We start from the raw sequence: 20,841 nt of genomic DNA, 5'->3' as shown, positions 1-20,841 counted from the left end.
GCACTAAAGCGGGGAAGTGCATGAAAAAGAGGGTTGACTTTACATCGCTGAACTAGTTTACTAGTACGCAAGTTCACGGAACAGTTCAGAAATGAACAGCGTGACAAACCGATTCAGAAAGCTTACGTTTTAAAAACGTTAGCTTCATAAACAAACAAGAGTGTCTGATGATGAAAACTCACATGATGGCGGTTCTCAGCTGGTGGCGTACTTCCCTTTGGCGGGCGGAATAATCACGCATAGCTGTCATCAGACGCTGCAAGATTTCCGAAGCCCGCATAATGCGGGCTTTTTTGTGGCCGTCTATTTGAAATCTGTTTTACAGAAACGTTAAAAAATTTCAGGAAGCAAAATGATTATTCAGAAACCACGATTAGAATTGCTGACCGCAGAAGGAAGTTATCGCGGCGACCCGACGGCCATTTTCCACCAGCTTTGTGGCGCACGTCCGGCCACGCTGCTGCTTGAATCCTCAGAAGTGACCAGCAAAGAAAACCTGAAGAGCCTGTTGATTGTTGACAGCGCCCTGCGCATCACCGCGCTGGGTTCCCGGGTTTCCATTCAGGCACTGACCCCCAACGGCGCTTCTTTACTGTCACTGATTGACGCCGCATTACCGGCTGAAATCCGCAATGATGTTCGTCCGAACGGTCGCGAACTGAGCTTCCCCGTGATTGACCAGATGCAGGACGAAGATGCCCGTCTGCGTTCACGTTCCGTATTTGACGCACTGCGCAGCATTCTGACCTCAGTTGAAACGCCTGCTGATGAACGCGAGGCGATGTTCCTCGGCGGTCTGTTTGCTTATGACCTGGTCGCCGGTTTCGAAGATTTACCGCAACTGCCTTCTGACCAGCGCTGCCCGGATTTCTGTTTCTATCTGGCAGAAACCCTGCTGGTGCTTGACCATCAGAACCGCTCCTGCCGTTTGCAGGCCAGCTTGTTTACCCCTTCAGCTGAGGAGAAACAGCGCCTGCACGAGCGTCTGGAACAGTTGCAACATCAGCTGCAATTACCGGCGCACGCCATTCCGCATCAGAGCGTGCCGGAAATGCAACTGAGCGTGAACCAGAGTGACGAAGAGTTCGGTGCCGTTGTTGAGAAAATGAAAGTGGCGATCCGCGCCGGTGAAATTTTCCAGGTCGTGCCTTCCCGTCGTTTCTCACTGCCGTGCCCTGCTCCGCTGGCCGCTTATGAAACGCTGAAAAACAACAACCCGAGCCCGTACATGTTTTTCATGCAGGACAACGATTTCACGTTGTTCGGCGCATCGCCTGAGAGCGCGCTGAAATATGACGCGACGAATCGCCAGATCGAAATCTATCCGATTGCAGGCACACGCCCGCGCGGTCGCCGTGCTGACGGTTCACTGGATTTAGATCTCGACAGCCGTATCGAACTGGAAATGCGTACCGATCATAAAGAACTGGCCGAGCATCTGATGCTTGTGGATTTAGCGCGTAACGATCTGGCGCGTATCTGTGAGCCTGGCAGCCGTTACGTCGCCGACCTGACCAAAGTTGACCGTTATTCTTTCGTGATGCATCTGGTGTCCCGCGTGGTCGGCACACTGCGTCATGACCTCGACGTGCTGCATGCTTATCAGGCCGTCATGAATATGGGCACGCTGACCGGCGCACCGAAAGTTCGCGCCATGCAGTTGATTTCGGCCTCCGAGCAGACACGTCGTGGCAGTTACGGCGGCGCGGTTGGCTACTTCACCGCTCACGGTGATTTAGATACCTGCATCGTGATCCGCTCAGCCTATGTCGAAGACGGCATTGCCACCGTGCAGGCAGGCGGCGGCGTAGTGCTGGATTCCGTCCCGCAAGCTGAAGCCGACGAAACCCGTAATAAAGCCCGTGCAGTCCTGCGCGCCATCGCCACCGCCCACAATGCGAAAGAGGTATTTTAAGATGGCCGATATCTTACTCATCGATAATGTCGATTCCTTTACTTACAACCTCGTCGATCAGCTGCGTTCAAGTGGTCATAACGTGGTGATTTACCGCAATCAGATCCCGGCTGACGTGATTATTGAAAAACTCAGCCAGCTGGAAAAACCCGTGCTGGTGCTTTCTCCGGGTCCGGGTACGCCTTCCGAAGCGGGCTGCATGCCGGAACTGCTGAAACGTCTGCGCGGTCAGTTACCGATTATCGGTATCTGCCTGGGTCATCAGGCGATTGTCGAGACCTACGGCGGATTTGTAGGTCAGGCGGGTGAAATCCTGCATGGTAAAGCGTCTTCTGTTACGCATGACAACGAAGCGATGTTTGCCGGTATGAACAACCCGCTGCCGGTAGCACGTTATCACTCGCTGGTCGGCAGCCAGATCCCCGACGGTCTGACCGTTAACGCTCGTTTCGGCGATATGGTGATGGCAGTACGTCACGAAGAAGATCGCGTTTGCGGTTTCCAGTTCCATCCGGAATCCATCTTAACTTCACTGGGTGCCCGTCTGCTTGAGCAGACACTGGCCTGGGCTTTGGCGTAAGGAGAACTGTCATGAAAACGCAAACTATTCCCGGCATTCTCGAAAATCTGTTTCGCGCTCAGACAATGACGCAGGAAGAAAGCCAGCAGTTATTTACCGCCATCGTGAATGGCGAACTGGAACCGGCGCAGCTGGCCGGTGCATTAATCAGCATGAAAGTGCGTGGCGAACAACCGGCTGAAATCGCCGGTGCCGCCAAAGCGTTGCTGGCACACGCGGAACCGTTCCCGCGTCCTGATTATCAGTTCGCTGACATTGTCGGCACCGGCGGCGATGGCACCAACAGCATCAACATTTCTACCGCCAGCGCCTTTGTGGCGGCGGCGTGTGGCGCTCGTGTGGCGAAACACGGTAACCGCAGCGTGTCCAGCCGTTCGGGCTCGTCGGATTTACTGGCGGCGTTTGGTATCCGTCTGGATATGCCAGCGGAAGAATCCCGCGCCGCGCTGGATGACCTGAACGTGTGTTTCCTGTTCGCACCGCAATATCACACTGGTTTTCGCCATGCGATGCCGGTGCGCAAAGCACTGAAAACCCGCACGCTGTTTAACGTGCTGGGTCCGCTGATTAATCCGGCACGTCCGCCGCTGGCGCTGATTGGCGTGTACAGCCCGGAGCTGGTGCAGCCGATTGCCGAAACATTGCGTGCGCTGGGTTATGAGCGTGCGGCAGTGGTTCACGGCGGCGGAATGGATGAGGTTGCTATCCACGCAGCCACACAGGTTGCCGAGCTAAAAGACGGTAAAATCACCACTTATGAACTGACGCCGCAGGACTTCGGTCTGGATAATTATCCGATTGAATCCTTGCTGGGCGGCGAGCCGGAAGAAAACCGTGACATTCTGGCACGCTTATTACAAGGTAAAGGAGATCCGGCCCATGAAGCCGCGGTAGCCGTCAATGTGGCGATGTTACTGCGTCTGTTCGGTCAGGAAGACTTAAAGCAAAACGCACAACAGGCTTTGGCCGTCATGCGCAGCGGTGAACCTTACCAGCGCGTGCTGGCATTGGCAGCAAGAGGATAAGTGATGCAGCAGGAAACCGTGCTCCACAAAATTGTTCGCGACAAGGAAATTTGGGTCGCGGCACGTAAAGAACAACAACCGCTGGCCAGCTTTCAGAACGAAATAACTCAGAGCCAGCGCAGTTTCTACCATGCCCTGCAAGGTGCAAGAACGGCCTTTATTCTGGAGTGTAAACAAGCCTCTCCGTCTAAAGGGAGAATCCGTGAAAACTTCGATCCGGTAGAAATCGCCAGTGTTTATAAAGACCATGCCTCCGCCATTTCAGTATTAACCGATGAGAAATACTTCCAGGGCAGTTTTGATTTCCTGCCGCTGGTCAGCAAAACCGTCACACAACCGGTGCTGTGCAAAGATTTTATTATCGACCCGTATCAGATCCATCTGGCCCGCTTTTATCAGGCAGATGCGATTTTGCTGATGCTGTCAGTGCTGGATGATGACCAATACGTTCAGCTCGCCGCCGTCGCTCACAGCCTGAATATGGGCGTACTGACCGAAGCGAGTAATGAAGAAGAACTGGATCGCGCCGTTAAGCTGAAAGCGAAAGTGGTCGGTATCAATAACCGCGACCTGCGCGATTTGTCCATCGACCTGAACCGCACCCGTGAACTGGCACCGCGCGTTCCGCACGGCGTGACGGTCATCAGTGAATCCGGCATTAATACTTACGGGCAAATTCGTGAGCTCAGCCGCTTCGCCAATGGTTTCCTGATTGGCAGCGCGCTGATGTCAGAACAAGATTTGTCCGCTGCCGTGCGTCGTGTACTGCTCGGTGATAATAAAGTCTGCGGCCTGACCCGCGCTGCGGACGCCAAAGCGGCGTACGACGCCGGTGCCATTTATGGCGGACTGATTTTTGTCGGAACTTCACCGCGTTTCGTCACACAAACGCTGGCGAAAGAAGTGCAGAACGGCGCGCCGCTGAAATATGTCGGCGTATTCCGCGATGAAATCGTCAGTACAGTGGTACAAACCGCAGAGATTCTGAAACTGACCGCCGTGCAACTACACGGCGATGAGAGCCAGGCCTATATCGATGAACTGCGCGCAGCGCTGCCGGAAGCCGTGCAGATCTGGAAAGCGCTGAGCGTCAAAGAAACATTGCCCGCGCGCAACCTGAACCACGTGGATCGTTACGTGCTCGACAACGGCAAAGGCGGCACCGGTTATCGTTTCGACTGGAGTAAACTGGCCGGTCACGATCTGAGCAATACGTTACTCGCCGGTGGCCTGAGCGCAGATAACTGCGTCGAAGCTGCACAACTCGGTTGTGCAGGGCTGGATTTCAACTCCGGTGTTGAAAGCGAGCCGGGCATCAAAGATGCCGAAAAAATTACCGCCGTATTCCAGACATTGCGGGCGTACTAAGCCGCACGCAATGACGCAAAAATTGACAGACAGGACGGAATAACATGACTTTACTTAATCCCTACTTCGGCGAATTTGGCGGCCAGTATGTTCCGCAAATTCTGATGCCTGCGCTGGTCCAGCTGGAAGAAGCCTTTGTCAGCGCACAGCGCGACCCTGAGTTTCAGGCTGAATTTATTGATTTGCTGAAAAACTACGCAGGTCGCCCGACGGCGCTGACACTGTGCAAAAACCTCACCGCCGGTACTAAAACCAAGCTGTATCTTAAGCGTGAAGATTTGCTGCACGGCGGCGCGCATAAGACTAACCAGGTGTTGGGTCAGGCATTGCTGGCAAAACGCATGGGCAAAACAGAAATCATTGCTGAAACCGGTGCCGGTCAGCACGGTGTGGCATCGGCTCTGGCCTGCGCCCTGCTCGGTCTGAAATGCCGCATTTATATGGGCGCCAAAGACATTGAGCGTCAGTCGCCAAACGTGTTCCGTATGCGCCTGATGGGTGCGGAAGTGATCCCGGTACACAGCGGTTCATCCACGCTGAAAGATGCCTGTAATGAGGCACTGCGTGACTGGTCAGGCAGCTATGAAACAGCACACTACATGCTGGGCACCGCAGCAGGCCCGCATCCGTATCCGACTATCGTGCGCGAATTCCAGCGCATGATCGGCGAAGAAACCAAATCCCAGATGCAGGAACGCGAAGGCTGTCTGCCGGATGCGGTGATTGCCTGCGTCGGTGGCGGTTCCAATGCCATTGGCATGTTTGCAGATTTCATCGACGACACCAGCGTAAAACTGATTGGGGTTGAACCGGGTGGTCTGGGTATCGAAACCGGACAACACGGCGCGCCGCTTAAACACGGTCACGTCGGCATTTATTTCGGCATGAAAGCGCCAATGATGCAGACGTCTGAAGGTCAGATTGAAGAGTCCTACTCGATTTCAGCCGGTCTGGATTTCCCGTCTGTCGGCCCGCAACACGCCTTCCTCAACAGTATCGGCCGTGCAGAATATGTGTCGATTACCGATGATGAAGCGCTGGATGCCTTTAAAGAATTGTCCCGTCATGAAGGGATTATTCCTGCGCTGGAATCCTCACACGCGCTGGCTTATGCGTTGAAACTGATCAAGGAAACGCCAGAGAAAGAACAAATCCTGGTCGTGAATTTGTCAGGTCGCGGCGACAAAGACATTTTCACCGTACACGACATCCTGACTGCCCGGGGAGAAATTTAATGGAACGTTATCAGAAATTATTCAAGCGTCTGGAAAGCAAAAAAGAAGGTGCATTTGTTCCTTTCGTTACGCTGGGCGATCCGGGCGTTGAGCTTTCCCTGTCCATCATCGACACGCTGATTGAAGCCGGCGCGGATGCGCTGGAACTGGGGATCCCGTTCTCTGACCCGCTGGCTGACGGCCCGACGATTCAGAATGCTAACCTGCGCGCTTTCGCAGCGGGTGTGACACCGACGCAGTGTTTCAATATGCTCGCACGCATCCGTGAAAAGCACCCGGACATTCCGATTGGCCTGCTGATGTACGCCAATCTGGTGTTCCACAACGGTATCGAAACCTTCTATCAGCGTTGCGCTGAAGTGGGCGTCGATTCTGTGCTGGTGGCCGATGTGCCGTTTGAAGAATCCACGCCGTTCCGCGCCGCTGCATTGCGACACGGTATTGCGCCAATTTTCATCTGCCCGCCAAATGCGTCGGATGACTTGCTGCGTGAGATTTCTTCTCATGGTCGCGGCTACACCTATTTGCTGTCCCGCGCTGGCGTTACCGGTACGGAGAAGCGCGCGCTGACGCCGCTGAATCACATGGTTGATAAGTTGCGGGAATACAATGCCGCGCCACCATTGCAGGGCTTTGGTATTTCTGAACCTTCACAGGTGAAAGAAACGCTGGCCGCAGGCGCAGCCGGTGCGATTTCCGGTTCAGCGACAGTGCGTATCATCGAAAACAACCAGCATCAGCCTTCTGAAATGCTGGCTCAGCTTTCCCGCTTTGTCAGTGAAATGAAGGCCGCAACCCGCGCATAACCTTCTCTAAAACAGAACCTCAGTCATACAGTGACTAAGGTTCTGTTTCTTTTAATTTCTTACTTTTTTTTACCCCGCTTAATTTGTATTACCCATTTCAATAATCCAAACTAAAATTACTCTGCAGATCAATGATACTGTACGTGAGAGAGATATCATCTGCTCAGTTAAACGTTTGTTTCTTTTGGTTTTATAACAAATCATGGAGAGTTATTTTATGAAGCTATTCAAAACATTGTCCGCATTCTGCATGGCAGCCGTTGTGGTCATGGCCGTTGCCGCTTGTGCACCGACTAAAAAATCAGAAGGAACCGGTGGTTACATCGATGACACTGTTGTCACAACAAAAGTAAAATCAGCCCTGCTGGCCGATAAAACGATTAAATCCACTGAGATTAGCGTCGAGACCTTTAAAGGCCGCGTGCAGTTAAGTGGTTTTGTGACGTCAACAGCGGATGCAAACCGTGCGGTAGAAGTGACGCGTGGCGTTGCAGGTGTACGTTCGATTGAAAATGATATGCGGGTAAAATAAGCCCGCAAATGCGGTAAACTGAAAAGCGAAGAGGCGCCGAAGCGCCTCTTTTTTTTGTGTTTTTTTCTTTAAAATCAGAAACGATAGCCGACGCCAAACATAAAGACCCACGGATCGATCCGGGTGTTGATGTTTTGCTGCTCACCACCGGCTTTGAATTTAACTTCCGTATCAATATCCATCCACCACACAGACATGTTGATTAACCAGTTGTCGTCCAGGTTGTAATCCAGCCCCGCCTGCGTTGCCACGCCCCATGAATCTTTGACGCTTAAATCAGACAGCCCGGCATCACGCCCGGTCTGGTTGAAATCCGTGTCATAGAACGTGGTGTAGTTGATACCCACACCGAGGTAAGGACGCAATTTGTCCTGTCTGTCACCGAAGTAATACTGCGCCATCAATGAAGGCGGCAACTGCTTCACTTCTGCGATTGTCCCGGTACTTTGCAAACCGACTTTGTGCTGGAACGGCGTCGCGGCCAGCAACTCCATGCCGATATTGTCGGTGAACATGTAGCCCAGCGTTAAGCCCATCTGGGTATTGTTGTTAATATTAAATGACCCCAGACCCAGCACGTTATCCGAACCTTCTGTCGGACGTACCGTGGCGGTGCCTACGCGAAAAATCACATCCCCTGCCTGATGTGCGCTCGCGACTGCCGGAAATGCCGCTGCTGCGACTAATGCCCAATATGCTGCTTTCATTGTCCCTTCCCTTTGTGTGGATTATTTATCAACCGCGCGAATGATACCTACTCTTTGGTATGGTTTGATCAATGCGAGATCACATCTTTAAAACAAAAAGTAAGAAAATGCATCTTCCGCAAAGCGATCTAAATCTATAAAAACAAAGGAATTGATCTACATCAAAAATGAGGGGATTTTGTAGATTTGTTAACAGGTGTAATCCCAGTTGCTAAAAAAATAGCGTTGCGTAATTTGCATACACATGTTGGTTTTAAAATGGTGCCGTGGGCTGAATACGAATTTACTGGCGATTGTTCTCAGCCCCCTCAGTGAGGTTTACGCAGAGATTCATCAGGCAGACTGACAGGAAATCAGCGCAAAACTATCGGCGGAGTATATTTAAAGGGTACAATCGCCGCCTTATTGATTTTTGCTTTTTGCCAAGGAGCGTCCATGTCTATCACGGCCAGTACGTTGTACCGTGACAGTTATAATTTTATGCGTAATCAGATGAGTAGCGTTTTGGCGCTCTCGGTTCTGGCCGCATTGATTACCGTCATATTGAGCTGGGTTTTAAGTCCTTCCGCTGAGCAGATCGATGCTATCGGCCAACTGATGAGCAACATGACCGGCATGAGCGTCGGCGATATGATGGGTTATATCGAACAGCAAATTACTCCGGAGCAGCAAAGCGCTATTTTCCGCTATAGCCTGGCAGCACTGTTTTCCACCCTGGCCGGTAACGTTATTCTGGTCGGCGGCGTATTAACGCTCATTCAGCTGGTTTCTCAGGGCGTACGCGCCAGTGTCGTTCAGGTGATGACCGCTTCCCTGCCGGTTCTGCCGCGTCTGGCTATTTTGCTCTTCATTTACAGCGTGATGTTCCGTATCGGGCTGGCACTGCTGTTTGTTCCTGCTTTCCTGATTGCGATTGCATGGGCGTTATCCCCGGTTATCGCGTGCAAAGAGAACACGGGTGCCTTCAAAGCGATGCGCCTGAGTACACGTCTGGCCTTCTCAAATGTACGTCTTGTGGCACCGGCTGTGATGTTGTGGATTGTGGCACAAGTGGTTCTGATGCTGTTTGTCGGCGTTCTGAGCGCACTCAATCCGATGATTGGCGCCGTTATTCTCGGCGCAGTCAGCAATATCATCAGTGCATTTATGCTCATTTATCTGTTCCGTCTTTACATGAAATTACATGCATAATATAGACATACGTTTTTAAGGGGCGCTCCGGCGCCCTTTTCTTTTGTCCGTGAAATGATTCCGGTATAGTCATCCCATACATAAAACATGGAATGAAGTATGAAGCAGCTCCTCGATTTTCTTCCCCTGATTGTCTTTTTTGTGGTTTATAAGCTTTACGACATCTTTGTCGCATCAGGCGCGTTAATCGCTGCCACCGCGTTAGCGTTAGTGATCACCTGGGTTCTGTACCGTAAAATCGAGAAGATGACGTTAATCACCTTCGCGATGGTGGCGGTTTTCGGCACCCTGACTCTGGTTTTCCATAATGATGAATTCATTAAATGGAAAGTGACCGTGATTTACGTCCTGTTCTCCGGCGCATTGCTGATCAGTCAGCTGGTGCTGAAAAAGCCGTTAATCCAGCGTATGTTGGGTAAAGAGCTGACATTGCCGGATCACGTGTGGAATAAACTGAACATCAGCTGGGCGATCTTTTTCCTGCTGTGCGGCCTGGCGAACATCTATGTCGCCTTCTGGTTGCCACAGAATATTTGGGTCAACTTTAAGGTCTTTGGCCTGACAGCCCTGACGCTGGTATTTACGCTGTTAAGTGGTATCTATATTTACCGGCATATGCCGGATGATGAAAAAAAATAAGCATTTTTTTGCACAGGCCTTTCTTTGAAAGGCCTTAATCTTTTGACAGTGTGAAGCCCAATACATGAACGAAAAACATAGCTTACCCAATGGTGAAATGGTGTTGCGTACGCTGGCTATGCCCGCTGACACCAATGCAAACGGTGATATTTTTGGCGGCTGGCTGATGTCACAGATGGACATGGGCGGTGCGATCCAGGCGAAGGAAATCGCTAAAGGTCGCGTCGTGACGGTTCGCGTTGATGGCATGACATTCCTCAAGCCGGTCGCGGTCGGTGATGTGGTGTGCTGTTATGCCCGTTGTATCCGTACCGGCAACAGCTCGATTACCATCAATGTTGAAGTCTGGGTGAAGAAAGTCTCTTCTGAGCCTATCGGACAGCGTTACAGAGCCACTGAAGCGGTCTTTACCTATGTCGCCGTGGATGACGAAGGCAAATCACGTCAGTTGCCGGATGGACGCAGTAATTTCAGCGTTGATTCAGACGGTGTTTCTCAGGACTGAGTGATTTCCTGAAACGCTGAAAAACGAAAAGGTCGCCTCGAGGGGCGACCTTTTTTATTGTGCTGAACGTCAGAATCCGCAGCAGGTGTTACTCCACACTGCTGCCGCCTTTGATTTTGAACACCAGATTAACAATCAGGTTGCTCGCCGCTTTAGGCTCATAACGCCATTTGTTCATCGCCTGCTTCACTTCACGCTCAAACATGTTGCGTGGTTCGGCTGACAACACGCGGATATTCTGCACGCGACCGTCGCTGTCTACATCAAACTGCACACGTACACGACCTTCGATACGCAGGGCCAAAGCACGTGCCGGGTAACCAGGCTGCCCGCGTTGCAGCGGACGTGGCCCGCTGTCACTTTTTGCATTGGTTGACGCTGGCGGCTGACTGAACGGTTTGTTTACCGGCTGATTGCTGGTCACCGGCGCGGTTTGCACCGTTTGCGTGGGTTTTTCTACCGGACGTTCAACAGGCTTAACCTTCGGTTTCACCACGGGTTTTTTAACCGGCTTCGGTTTGGGTTTCGGTGGTTCAGGGATCACCACGGCTTCTGGCGGAGGTGGCGGCTCAGGCACCACTTCCGGCTCAGGCTCGGGTTCAGGTGGCGTCGGTTCAGCCTGAGGCGGCGGCGGAGGTGGCGCAAAGTCAGCGGGATTGACCATCGTCACGCTCATCACCTTTTGTTCCTGCGTCGGCAATTTGATCGACTCACCGACTGTCATATACAAAACGCCGGCGATAACAGCGACATGCAAACTGACAGCAAGCGCAACCGGAATCGTAACCTTGCGGATAAATCTAAACTTTTTTAGCGGCATAATGATTCATTTTCCCCGTGAAGCCGCAAGTTTAAATGTAAATAGCAATCATATTCAACACCGAGATGACAACTATTCTCAAATAACCTTTGCTTTGATCCTACGCAAAGCACTTTCCCCGGACTTCAGGTTTAGCTATGTTAATTCTGCAAAACGCTCTGGCAGCACCTGAATGCTGCAAATCGCTCTATAAAACCCAATTAAAGGTGACTCATGCTTTACGTTATTTATTCTGAAGATGTTTCGGATTCACTGGAGAAACGTGCCGCTGCCCGCCCTGCGCACATCGAACGCCTGAAAAAATTGCAGGAGCAAGGCCGCGTATTGATCGGCGGCCCGACTCCGGCCATCGACAGTGAAGATCCGGGCGCTGCCGGAATGACCGGCTCCGTACTGATTGTTGAATTTGAAACGCTCGATGACGCCAAAGTGTGGGCCGATGCAGACCCTTATGTCGCCGCTGGCGTCTATAAATCAGTCACCGTCAAACCGTTCAAACGCGTATTCTGATATTTCTCGGGCAGTCTTTGGGCTGCCCGTCGTTCCCTGTGCCCTGTCCTCTCTCCTGCTTTAATCAACTTTACTTTTGCTTACGCTAGTTGATTGTCTAACTCTCCGGATAGCCAATAATTTACCTGCGCAATTTTTATCAAAAGCGAATGGAGAACCGGATATGCAATGTCCTGTATGCAAAGAAAGCCAGCTGGTGATGTCTGAACGTCAGGGGATCGAGATCGACTATTGCCCGGACTGTCGCGGCGTCTGGTTAGATCGCGGTGAGCTGGATAAAATCATCGAGAAGTCCGCCGCGCTACAACAGGCGGCACAGGTACAAGCTCCTCAGGAGCAACGGCCTCAGCCTGTACGTTATGACGAGCGCGACCGCCGGGACGACACTCGCCATCATGGCAATTACGATAACCGGGGTCATTACTCGTCGCATAAGCCGTATAAAAAGAAGAGTTTTCTTTCTGAGTTGTTCGACTAATTTCTGCCCGCTAAAAACTCACGCGTCATGACTAATGCGTCATGGCGCGATTTCCCCGAATGTCGTCACATTGCTTTCATCGCTTCTGTGTTAGGATGCCTACCCCTGCCCACGAGGTACGTCCTATGTCATTCTTCGACGGATTGAAGTTTCTAACCAGTACGACCACGAAGGTCACATGCCCTGAATGTGGTTACGTTTCAGAACAGATGACTGCAAAAGTACGCAAAAACTCGACGCTGGTTTGCAAAAAATGTGGCGCGCTGTTTCAGCCTAAATCCCGCTAATCAGGAATTCCATTCGTAATTTACGGCATATAATGACAAACGCTGGTGCTGCTGATGGTGGATCTGGCGAATGCGGTAGATGTGACGATAGCGTCTTGACTGACCTTCCAGCCAGCGGCTTCTGCGGCGCTGAGTCTGGCGTAGCATACGCCACCGGCCAACTTCATTTTTACTGCGTTTCATTCACTTGTGTCCCGTGATGCCCGTCACTGCTTCTTTAACGGAAGAGTTTCTTTTACAGAAAGTGTCTTAAGCGGAAAAAACTGCGGAGGTCATTATAGGCCGATGACGTTGTGATCCAAGTCTTGTTTTTTCCTTCTTCCCCGTTATCGTCTAACCTTGATGTCAGAGCAGTGACATTTTTATTGAGCGGATACAGATTTAAGAGGTAGCTGATTGATTGCTGGGATAAAGTTAGTTAAAAGAATGCCCCTTTCACGTACACTCACGCCGATGGCTTGCGAACAGGATTTTTCGCCTTTATGACAACATTTTATACGGTAATCAGCGGACTTCTGGTTTTCGGTTACTGGTTACTGATTGCCGGCGTCACCCTGCGTATTCTGATGAAACGCCGGGCGGTTCCTTCCGCAATGGCATGGCTGCTGATCATCTACATCATTCCTCTGGTCGGCATCATTGCCTATCTTTCGTTTGGTGAATTGCATTTAGGCAAACGACGCGCAGAGCGTGCTAAAGCCATGTGGCCTTCCACGGCGCGCTGGCTGAATGATCTCAAAGACTGTAAACGTATTTTCGCGACAGAAAACAGTGAAATTGCGGCGTCTCTTTTCCAGCTTTGTGAACGCCGTCAGGGCATTGCGGGCGTCAAAGGCAACCAGCTGCAACTGCTGACCACCAGTGACGACGTGCTGAAAGCCATGATGCGCGATATTGAACTGGCCCGCAGCAACATCGAAATGGTGTTCTATATCTGGCAGCCTGGCGGTCTGGTGGATCAGGTCGCTGAGTCCCTGATGGCCGCATCACGCCGTGGTATTCATTGCCGTCTGATGCTCGACTCCGCAGGCAGCGTGGCCTTCTTCCGCAGCCCTTATCCCGCCATGATGCGCAACGCCGGTATCGAAGTGGTCGAAGCGTTACAGGTGAATTTATTCCGTGTATTCCTGCGCCGTATGGATTTGCGCCAGCACCGTAAAGTGGTGCTGATCGACAACTATGTCGCGTACACCGGCAGCATGAATATGGTCGATCCGCGTTTCTTCAAGCAGGATGCTGGCGTCGGTCAGTGGGTGGACCTGATGGCGCGTATGGAAGGCCCGGTCGCCACGACCATGGGCATTGTGTATTCCTGCGACTGGGAGATTGAGACCGGCAAACGCATTCTGCCACCGGAACCGGATCTGAATCAGATGCCGTTCGAGCAGGAAAGCGGTCATACCATTCAGGTAATCGCCTCCGGTCCGGGCTTCCCGGAAGATATGATCCACCAGGCGCTGCTGACCGCAACGTATTCCGCCCGCGAACAGCTGGTGATGACGACGCCTTATCTGGTACCAAGTGATGACCTGCTGCACGCCATTTGTACGGCAGCTCAGCGCGGAGTCGATGTCAGTATCATTCTGCCCATGAAGAACGATTCAATGATGGTCGACTGGGCCAGTAAAGCCTTCTTTGGCGAGTTGCTGGAAGCGGGTGTAAAGATTTATCAGTTCGAAGATGGCCTGCTGCATACCAAAAGTATTCTGGTCGACGGTCAGCTCAGTCTGGTTGGTACCGTGAATCTCGATATGCGGAGCCTGTGGCTGAATTTTGAAATAACGCTGGTCATTGATGACGCCGGATTCGGTGACGATCTGGGTCGTGTGCAGGAAGATTACATTGCCCGTTCGCATCTGCTGGATGTCGAAGCATGGCTTAAGCGGCCTTTCTGGCATCGCATCGTTGAACGTTTGTTCTACTTTTTCAGTCCGCTGCTGTAAAAGCCGCGTCAGGCATGATGTAATACGCTCAGTACCGGCTGGTTTCAGCCTGAACACACTTATTTGTAAACGAGAATGATATGGACCTGAATAATCGCCTGACCGAAGACGAAACGCTTGAACAAGCCTACGACATCTTTCTGGAACTGGCCGGAGATAATCTGGATCCAGCGGATATCCTGATCTTCAATCTGCAATTTGAAGAACGCGGCGGCGCTGAATTATATGATCCCGCAGAAGACTGGGTTGAGCATGTGGATTACGATCTGAATCCTGACTTCTTCGCGGAAGTGGTGATTGGTCTGGCTGACGCTGAAGATCAGCCGATTAATGATATCTTTGCCCGTGTCCTGTTGTGCCGTGAGAAAGATCATAAGCTCTGTCATATCCTCTGGAAGGAGTGATTTAGGAGAGGCGCTTAACAGAAAAGAAAAACCTGCCATTGGCAGGTTTTTTTATGCTTTCCGTCTGAGAGTATGTATCAGAGCGGATCGACTTTCAGGCAGGATACCGCATGGCGGAAGCTGCCTTCCAGCAACGGACGGGTGATCGCACATTCAGGCCCGGCAATCGGGCAGCGGGTACGGAATACGCAGCCTGATGGCGGATTGATCGGCGAAGGTAACTCCCCTTCCAGCAACTGAATGGTCTTGTTGCGCTCTTTATCCGGATCCGGCACGGGCACCGCAGACATCAGGGCACGGGTATACGGATGCTGAGGATTGTTGTACACCTCATCATAAGTTCCCAGTTCGACCGCATGTCCCAGATACATCACCAAGACACGGTCAGAAATGTGCTTCACCACTGCCAGATCGTGCGCGATGAAAATCAGCGACAAGCCCATTTCGCGCTGCAACTGTTGCAACAGGTTAACAACCTGCGCCTGAATAGAAACGTCCAGAGCAGAAACCGGTTCATCACAGATAATCAGTTTCGGTTCAAGGATCAGGGCGCGGGCAATACCGATACGCTGACACTGACCGCCGGAGAATTCGTGCGGGTAACGGTTAATCAGGTTAGGCAGCAGCCCGACCTTTAACATCATTGCCTTCACTTTCTCTTTGACCTCAGCACGAGGCATTTTCGGATTATAGGTTTTCAGCGGCTCGGCAATAATTTCGCCGATAGTCATACGCGGGTTCAAAGACGCCAGCGGATCCTGGAAAATCATCTGAATATCGCTGCGGGTCTGGCGCCACTCATTATCAGACATATTGAGCAGATCTTTGCCTAACCAGGCTACGCGGCCATCGGTCGCTTTTACCAAACCGATCAGCGCACGGGCGAAAGTCGACTTACCGCAACCGGATTCACCTACAACACCCAGAGTTTCACCTTCATACAGGCGCAGCGTGACACCATCAACCGCTTTCAGGGTTTTTGATGGCTGCCAGAACCACTGTTTGCCGTCTTTGATATCGAAATGGACTTTGAGATCCGCCACTTCAAGCAGGACCTTTTTCTCAGGTGCGTTTGTGTTCATTGCCGCGCTGTTCATTACTGTATTGTCAGTCATACCAGTTCCTCCAGCGGCTTATAGCAGGCACGCAGGCGACCATCACCGAAACGCTCAAGCGGCGGAGCCGAGGAGCAGATATCCATCGCATGCGGGCAGCGAGGCTGGAAAGGACAACCTTTTGGCAGGCGCAACAAGTTTGGCGGATTGCCGGGAATGGTGAGCATCGCCCCGCCCTCGGCATCCAGACGCGGAACCGCGTTCAGCAGGCCGATAGAATACGGATGACACGGATCGTAGAACACATCGCGCGCACGACCATATTCCATGGTACGGCCAGCATACATCACCAGCACTTTATCGCAGATACCGGCCACAACGCCCAGATCATGGGTAATCATGATGATGGCGGTGTTGAACTCGGCTTTCAGCTCATTAAGTAACGTCATGATCTGCGCCTGAACAGTAACGTCCAGTGCGGTCGTTGGTTCATCAGCAATCAGCAATTTTGGTCGGCACAATAAGGCCATCGCGATCATTACACGCTGGCGCATACCGCCGGAAAACTCATGCGGGAACATTTTCATACGCTTGCGGGCTTCCGGCATTTTCACCGCGTCCAGCATGCGTACAGATTCTTCAAACGCTTCACGACTGCTCATTTTTTTATGCAGGATCAGGACTTCCATCAGCTGCTCACCCACGCGCATGTACGGGTTGAGAGAGGTCATCGGATCCTGGAAAATCATAGATATTTGTTCTGCACGAAGCTTGTTGAGCTGTTGTTGCGGCAGGTTCAGAATTTCGCGGCCATTAAATTTCGCAGAACCGCCAATGCGGCCGTTGCTGGCCAGCAGTCCCATCAGGGCAAATGCAGTCTGTGATTTACCGGAGCCTGATTCGCCCACGATGCCCAGCGTTTCACCGGCACGTAAGTCAAAGTTCAGGTCATTTACCGCGGTCACGTCACCGTCAGGCGTCTCGAAAGTCACGCGCAGGTCTTGCACATCCAGCAGGATCGGAGGTGCTTTGCCGTCAACCGCAGCGGGCGATGCAAAAGTGGAATGTTCAATGGTGCTCATGGTTGCACTCCTTAACGATCTTTCGGGTCGAGGGCATCACGCAAGCCATCGCCGATAAAATTGAAACAAAACAGAGTTACAACCAGGAAGCCTGCCGGGAACAGCAGTAACCAAGGTGAAACTTCCATCGAGTTGGCGCCATCACTTAACAACGCGCCCCAACTGCTCAGCGGCTCCTGTGTCCCTAAGCCGAGGAAGCTCAGGAAGGATTCGAACAGGATCATGCTGGGTACCAGCAGCGATGCATACACCACTACGACACCCAGTACGTTCGGAACAATGTGACGCAACACGATATTGCGCGTATTCACACCGCTCACCAGCGCCGCTTCGATGAATTCTTTACGTTTCAGGCTAAGGGTCTGACCACGCACGATACGCGCCATGTCCAGCCAGGACACCATCCCGATCGCCACGAAGATCAGCAGGATGTTTTGTCCGAAGAAGGTCACCAACAGAATGACGAAGAACATGAACGGGAAGGAGTTGAGGATTTCCAGCAGACGCATCATCGCGGAGTCAATTTTACCGCCCAGATAACCGGACAATGACCCGTAAAGCGTACCGAGGATCACTGCAACCAGCGCTGCCGCCACGCCAACCATCAGGGAAATACGCCCGCCGATCGCCACGCGCACCAGCAAATCACGGCCTGAAGAATCTGTACCGAAGAAGTGATGGGAAGCCATATCAGGGGCAGCTGACATCATATTCCAGTCAGTATCATCGTAGGCAAACTGCGATAACATTGGCGCGAAAGTCACAAACAAGGCGATGAACGCGAGGACGATCAGGCTGGTCACCGCGGCGCGGTTGTGCATAAAGCGGCGTCGCGCATCCTGCCACAAACTGCGGCCTTCAACTTCCAGTTTCTCGCTGAAGTTTTCGACGACGTCGCTATTTTTCTTACTTAACATCATTGACGTACTCCGGCATTAATAACGGATTTTCGGGTCGATGACGGCATAAAGCACGTCGACGATCGCATTGAACAAAATAGTCAATGCGCCCACTAAAATGGTCAGGCTCAGAACCAGTGAATAGTCACGGTTTAATGCACCGTTAACAAACAGCTGGCCAATACCTGGCAATCCGAAAATGCTCTCGATGACCATCGAACCGGTGATGATACCCACGAAGGCCGGTCCCATGTAGGACAATACCGGCAGCAACGCGGGTTTCAGTGCGTGACGCAAAATGATGCGGCGCAGTGGCAAACCTTTGGCACGTGCTGTACGGATAAAGTTGGAATGCAGAATTTCGATCATTGAGCCACGGGTGATACGCGCGATACTGGCGATATACGCCAGAGACAGCGCCACCATTGGCAAGATCATATATTTTGCGCCACCACCGTTCCAGCCACCACCAGGCAGCCATTTCAGCGTAATCGCAAATATCAGCACCAGTAACGGCGCCACCACGAAACTGGGTATGACCACCCCGGTCATCGCTATGCCCATTACCGTGTAATCCCATTTGGTATTTTGGTTCAGGGCAGCAATAACGCCCGCACTCACACCAAACACAATCGCCATGATAAATGCCGCCAGACCGAGTTTCGCTGAAACCGGGAACGAGGCCGCGACGAGATCATTAACGGTATAGTCTTTATATTTGAACGACGGGCCGAAATCGCCTTTCGCCAGCTGTTCTAAATAGTGGAAGTACTGCTTATACATAGGGTCATTGAGGTGATATTTGGCCTCAATGTTTGCCATCACTTCTGGCGGGAGATTACGCTCACCCGTAAAAGGGCTGCCCGGTGCGAGACGCATCATAAAAAATGAAATGGTGATCAGAATGAATAGCGTCGGAATCGCTTCCAGACAGCGGCGTAAAATAAACTTTAACATTGCCCGTACCTGTTTCTAAGCCTGTCACTACAGCTTTATAGTTTTGGCTTGTTCACGGCGATCATCAAATGATCGTCGCCGTGGTGGCTCTTTGTTTTCATCCCGAAATCCGGAATAAAAACATTACCTTCATCAAAATAGGATGAGCAAGGCAGCTCGGGGATGCCTTGCTCTGATATCCGTGACTTAGTGTTTGATGATGTACAAGTCTTTCACGTAGACGTTGTCCTGCGGATCTTTACCGGTGTAACCGCCAACGTATGGTTTCACCAGACGCGCGTTCACGTAGTAATAAACAGGAACAATGGCAGAGTCTTTATCCAGCTGGGTTTCTGCTTTCTGATACAGCGCCGCACGCTCTTCATCAGTTTTCACTGTCAGAGTATCCGCGATGTCTTTATCAAACGCCGGGCTCTTATAGTGAGCGGTGTTGTTGCTGCTGTCAGACAGCATGGTGTTCAGGAAGGAAGAAGGTTCGTTGTAGTCAGAACACCAGCCAGCACGTGCCACATCGAAGTTGCCCTGATGACGGCTGTCCAGGAAGGTTTTCCATTCCTGGTTAACGAGTTTCACGTCAACACCCAGGTTTTTCTTCCAGATAGCGGCGGCAGCGATAGCCAGTTTCTTGTGCAGATCCGACGTGTTGTACAACAGATCGAAAGTCAGAGGTTTAGCAGAGGTGTAACCTGCTTCGGCCAGCAGTTTTTTAGCCTGCTCGTTACGTTGTTCCTGAGTCTCTTTGAACCAGGCTGGCGGAGTCAGTTTCGCACCATCGGTATAAGGAGGGGTGTAACCGTAAGCTGGCAGGTCGCCCTGTGCTTTCACTTTGTTCACGATGATATCGCGATCCAGGCCCAGTTTCAGTGCTTCACGAACGCGTGAATCAGTGAACGGCGCTTTCTGGTTGTTGATTTCGTAGTAATAAGTACACAGGTACGGGTCAACGTGAACTTCGGTTGGGATTTCTTTCTTCAGTTTCTGGAACAGTTCGATCGGCATGTTGTTGTAAGTCATGTCGATTTCGCCGCTGCGGTAGCGGTTAACGTCAGTTACTTCCGAAGAAATTGGCAGGTAAGTTACCTGGTTGATCACAGTTTTTGCGTTATCCCAGTAAGTCGGGCTACGTTCCAGGACAATACGTTCGTTGACGGTCCAGGCTTTCAGTTTGTATGCGCCGTTGCTCACGTAGTTTTCTGGCTGGGTCCATTTGTCGCCAAACTTCTCAACAACACTTTTGTTTACCGGCTTCATCGCGGTGTGAGACAGCATTTTTACGAAATAAGGAACAGGTTCGGTCAGGGTCACTTGCAGGGTATGGTCGTCGATGGCTTTCACACCCAGAGTATCAGGGCTTTTCTTACCACTGATGATGTCATCAATATTTTCGATATGACCGTATTGCAGGTAGCTTTCATAAGGAGATGCGGTTTTAGGATCTGCCAGACGCTGCCAGCTGTAAACGAAATCAGCGGCGGTCACAGGGTCACCGTTGGACCATTTAGCTTCAGGACGCAGGTGGAAGGTCCAGACTTTAAAATCTTTGTTTTCCCAGCTGGTTGCTACGCCAGGAATAACGCTGCCGTCTTTACTGTCGGTATTCACCAGGCCTTCGAGCAAATCACGGATAACGTTGGATTCTGGTACGCCTTCAACTTTATGCGGGTCGAGAGACTGAACTTCTGAGCCGTTGTTACGAACCAGTTCTTGTTTGGCTGCCAGAGTGACACCTGCTGGCACATTGGCTGCAAATGCATTATTCACTGACACCGCGCCAACCGCAGCCATAATGCAGGCAGCCAGCAGATTTTTTTTTGTGATGTTGGTCATTTTTATTCAACTCCAGTTTTTATTATGAACTTGCACGCCTGGGTGCAAGATAAACCCTTGCTGGGTCAACGGATTT

At 51.6% G+C, this 20,841-nt stretch carries 21 protein-coding genes, 1 pseudogene and 1 other annotated feature; of the genes and pseudogenes, 14 read left to right on the top strand and 8 right to left on the bottom strand.

Annotated features, from left to right (window positions below):
• Positions 1–194: 194 nt before the first annotated feature.
• Positions 195–297: a sequence feature (Trp leader region), on the top strand.
• A gap of 55 nt (positions 298–352) precedes the next feature.
• From EC840_RS15205 to EC840_RS15175, 6 genes and pseudogenes are all read left to right on the top strand, one after another.
• Entirely contained in the window at positions 353–1,915 is a 1,563-nt protein-coding gene (locus EC840_RS15205) for an anthranilate synthase component 1 (RefSeq protein WP_132965968.1), read from the top strand.
• A 1-nt stretch (position 1,916) separates the two neighbouring features.
• A pseudogene (gene trpD, locus EC840_RS25540) lies at positions 1,917–3,520 on the top strand (bifunctional anthranilate synthase glutamate amidotransferase component TrpG/anthranilate phosphoribosyltransferase TrpD).
• A 3-nt stretch (positions 3,521–3,523) separates the two neighbouring features.
• On the top strand, positions 3,524–4,888 hold the full coding sequence (gene trpCF, locus EC840_RS15190) for a bifunctional indole-3-glycerol-phosphate synthase TrpC/phosphoribosylanthranilate isomerase TrpF (protein WP_132965964.1): 1,365 nt from the start codon (positions 3,524–3,526) through the stop codon (positions 4,886–4,888).
• 44 nt (positions 4,889–4,932) lie between these two features.
• On the top strand, positions 4,933–6,123 hold the full coding sequence (gene trpB / locus EC840_RS15185) for a tryptophan synthase subunit beta (protein ID WP_112288837.1): 1,191 nt from the start codon (positions 4,933–4,935) through the stop codon (positions 6,121–6,123).
• Positions 6,123–6,929 (top strand): tryptophan synthase subunit alpha, encoded by an 807-nt coding sequence (gene trpA, locus EC840_RS15180; RefSeq protein WP_132965962.1) that lies wholly within the window; start codon positions 6,123–6,125, stop codon positions 6,927–6,929. The genes trpB and trpA overlap by 1 nt, the downstream gene beginning before the upstream one ends.
• Positions 6,930–7,146: 217 nt before the next feature.
• On the top strand, positions 7,147–7,461 hold the full coding sequence (locus EC840_RS15175; RefSeq protein ID WP_095921655.1) for a BON domain-containing protein: 315 nt from the start codon (positions 7,147–7,149) through the stop codon (positions 7,459–7,461).
• A 74-nt stretch (positions 7,462–7,535) separates the two neighbouring features.
• On the opposite strand, the gene ompW is transcribed toward EC840_RS15175, so the two are convergent.
• Entirely contained in the window at positions 7,536–8,168 is a 633-nt protein-coding gene (ompW, locus tag EC840_RS15170; protein WP_112288835.1) for an outer membrane protein OmpW, read from the bottom strand.
• A gap of 435 nt (positions 8,169–8,603) precedes the next feature.
• Between ompW and EC840_RS15165 the strand changes: the two genes are divergently transcribed.
• The 3 genes from EC840_RS15165 (at position 8,604) to yciA (ending at position 10,503) form a co-directional block, all read left to right on the top strand.
• A complete protein-coding gene (locus EC840_RS15165; protein WP_112288834.1) occupies positions 8,604–9,359 on the top strand; it encodes a YciC family protein in 756 nt (251 codons plus the stop codon).
• 99 nt (positions 9,360–9,458) lie between these two features.
• Entirely contained in the window at positions 9,459–9,998 is a 540-nt protein-coding gene (locus EC840_RS15160; RefSeq protein ID WP_120161399.1) for a septation protein A, read from the top strand.
• 64 nt (positions 9,999–10,062) lie between these two features.
• Positions 10,063–10,503, top strand: a complete 441-nt coding sequence (gene yciA, locus EC840_RS15155; RefSeq protein ID WP_013575935.1) for an acyl-CoA thioester hydrolase YciA — start codon at positions 10,063–10,065, stop codon at positions 10,501–10,503.
• 88 nt (positions 10,504–10,591) lie between these two features.
• On the opposite strand, the gene EC840_RS15150 is transcribed toward yciA, so the two are convergent.
• Complete coding sequence (locus tag EC840_RS15150) at positions 10,592–11,323, bottom strand: energy transducer TonB (RefSeq protein ID WP_112288832.1); 732 nt, start codon at positions 11,321–11,323, stop codon at positions 10,592–10,594.
• A 213-nt stretch (positions 11,324–11,536) separates the two neighbouring features.
• Here EC840_RS15150 and EC840_RS15145 point away from each other — a divergent pair, with 213 nt between their 5' ends.
• The 3 genes from EC840_RS15145 to EC840_RS25535 all read left to right on the top strand — a co-directional run bounded on the left by EC840_RS15145 (position 11,537) and on the right by EC840_RS25535 (position 12,598).
• A complete protein-coding gene (locus tag EC840_RS15145; RefSeq protein ID WP_112288831.1) occupies positions 11,537–11,833 on the top strand; it encodes a YciI family protein in 297 nt (98 codons plus the stop codon).
• 163 nt (positions 11,834–11,996) lie between these two features.
• Positions 11,997–12,311, top strand: coding sequence for a zf-TFIIB domain-containing protein (locus EC840_RS15140; RefSeq protein ID WP_112288830.1), 315 nt, complete (start codon positions 11,997–11,999; stop codon positions 12,309–12,311).
• 41 nt (positions 12,312–12,352) lie between these two features.
• Entirely contained in the window at positions 12,353–12,598 is a 246-nt protein-coding gene (locus EC840_RS25535) for a YnfU family zinc-binding protein (protein ID WP_310503040.1), read from the top strand.
• Here EC840_RS25535 and EC840_RS15135 read toward each other — a convergent pair whose 3' ends face one another.
• Positions 12,599–12,781 (bottom strand): YciY family protein, encoded by a 183-nt coding sequence (locus EC840_RS15135; RefSeq protein ID WP_101076905.1) that lies wholly within the window; start codon positions 12,779–12,781, stop codon positions 12,599–12,601.
• A 299-nt stretch (positions 12,782–13,080) separates the two neighbouring features.
• Between EC840_RS15135 and cls the strand changes: the two genes are divergently transcribed.
• Together cls and EC840_RS15125 are read left to right on the top strand one after the other, a co-directional pair.
• Entirely contained in the window at positions 13,081–14,541 is a 1,461-nt protein-coding gene (gene cls / locus EC840_RS15130) for a cardiolipin synthase (RefSeq protein WP_129639836.1), read from the top strand.
• A gap of 80 nt (positions 14,542–14,621) precedes the next feature.
• Entirely contained in the window at positions 14,622–14,945 is a 324-nt protein-coding gene (locus EC840_RS15125; RefSeq protein WP_112288828.1) for an HI1450 family dsDNA-mimic protein, read from the top strand.
• A 77-nt stretch (positions 14,946–15,022) separates the two neighbouring features.
• Here EC840_RS15125 and oppF read toward each other — a convergent pair whose 3' ends face one another.
• From oppF to oppA, 5 genes are all read right to left on the bottom strand, one after another.
• Positions 15,023–16,027, bottom strand: a complete 1,005-nt coding sequence (gene oppF, locus EC840_RS15120; protein ID WP_112288864.1) for a murein tripeptide/oligopeptide ABC transporter ATP binding protein OppF — start codon at positions 16,025–16,027, stop codon at positions 15,023–15,025.
• A 29-nt stretch (positions 16,028–16,056) separates the two neighbouring features.
• A complete protein-coding gene (locus EC840_RS15115; RefSeq protein ID WP_232829873.1) occupies positions 16,057–17,082 on the bottom strand; it encodes an ABC transporter ATP-binding protein in 1,026 nt (341 codons plus the stop codon).
• A gap of 11 nt (positions 17,083–17,093) precedes the next feature.
• Positions 17,094–18,002, bottom strand: a complete 909-nt coding sequence (oppC, locus tag EC840_RS15110) for an oligopeptide ABC transporter permease OppC (protein WP_112288827.1) — start codon at positions 18,000–18,002, stop codon at positions 17,094–17,096.
• A 15-nt stretch (positions 18,003–18,017) separates the two neighbouring features.
• Positions 18,018–18,938, bottom strand: a complete 921-nt coding sequence (gene oppB / locus EC840_RS15105; protein ID WP_112288826.1) for an oligopeptide ABC transporter permease OppB — start codon at positions 18,936–18,938, stop codon at positions 18,018–18,020.
• Positions 18,939–19,124: 186 nt separating this feature from the next.
• A complete protein-coding gene (gene oppA / locus EC840_RS15100; RefSeq protein ID WP_112288825.1) occupies positions 19,125–20,765 on the bottom strand; it encodes an oligopeptide ABC transporter substrate-binding protein OppA in 1,641 nt (546 codons plus the stop codon).
• Positions 20,766–20,841: the final 76 nt, after the last annotated feature.

Source organism: Rahnella sp. JUb53 (assembly GCF_004346065.1).
Classification (GTDB): domain Bacteria; phylum Pseudomonadota; class Gammaproteobacteria; order Enterobacterales; family Enterobacteriaceae; genus Rahnella; species Rahnella variigena.
The sequence above is the reverse complement of the archived record's forward strand: the minus strand, read 5'-3'. Positions and strand labels throughout refer to the sequence as shown.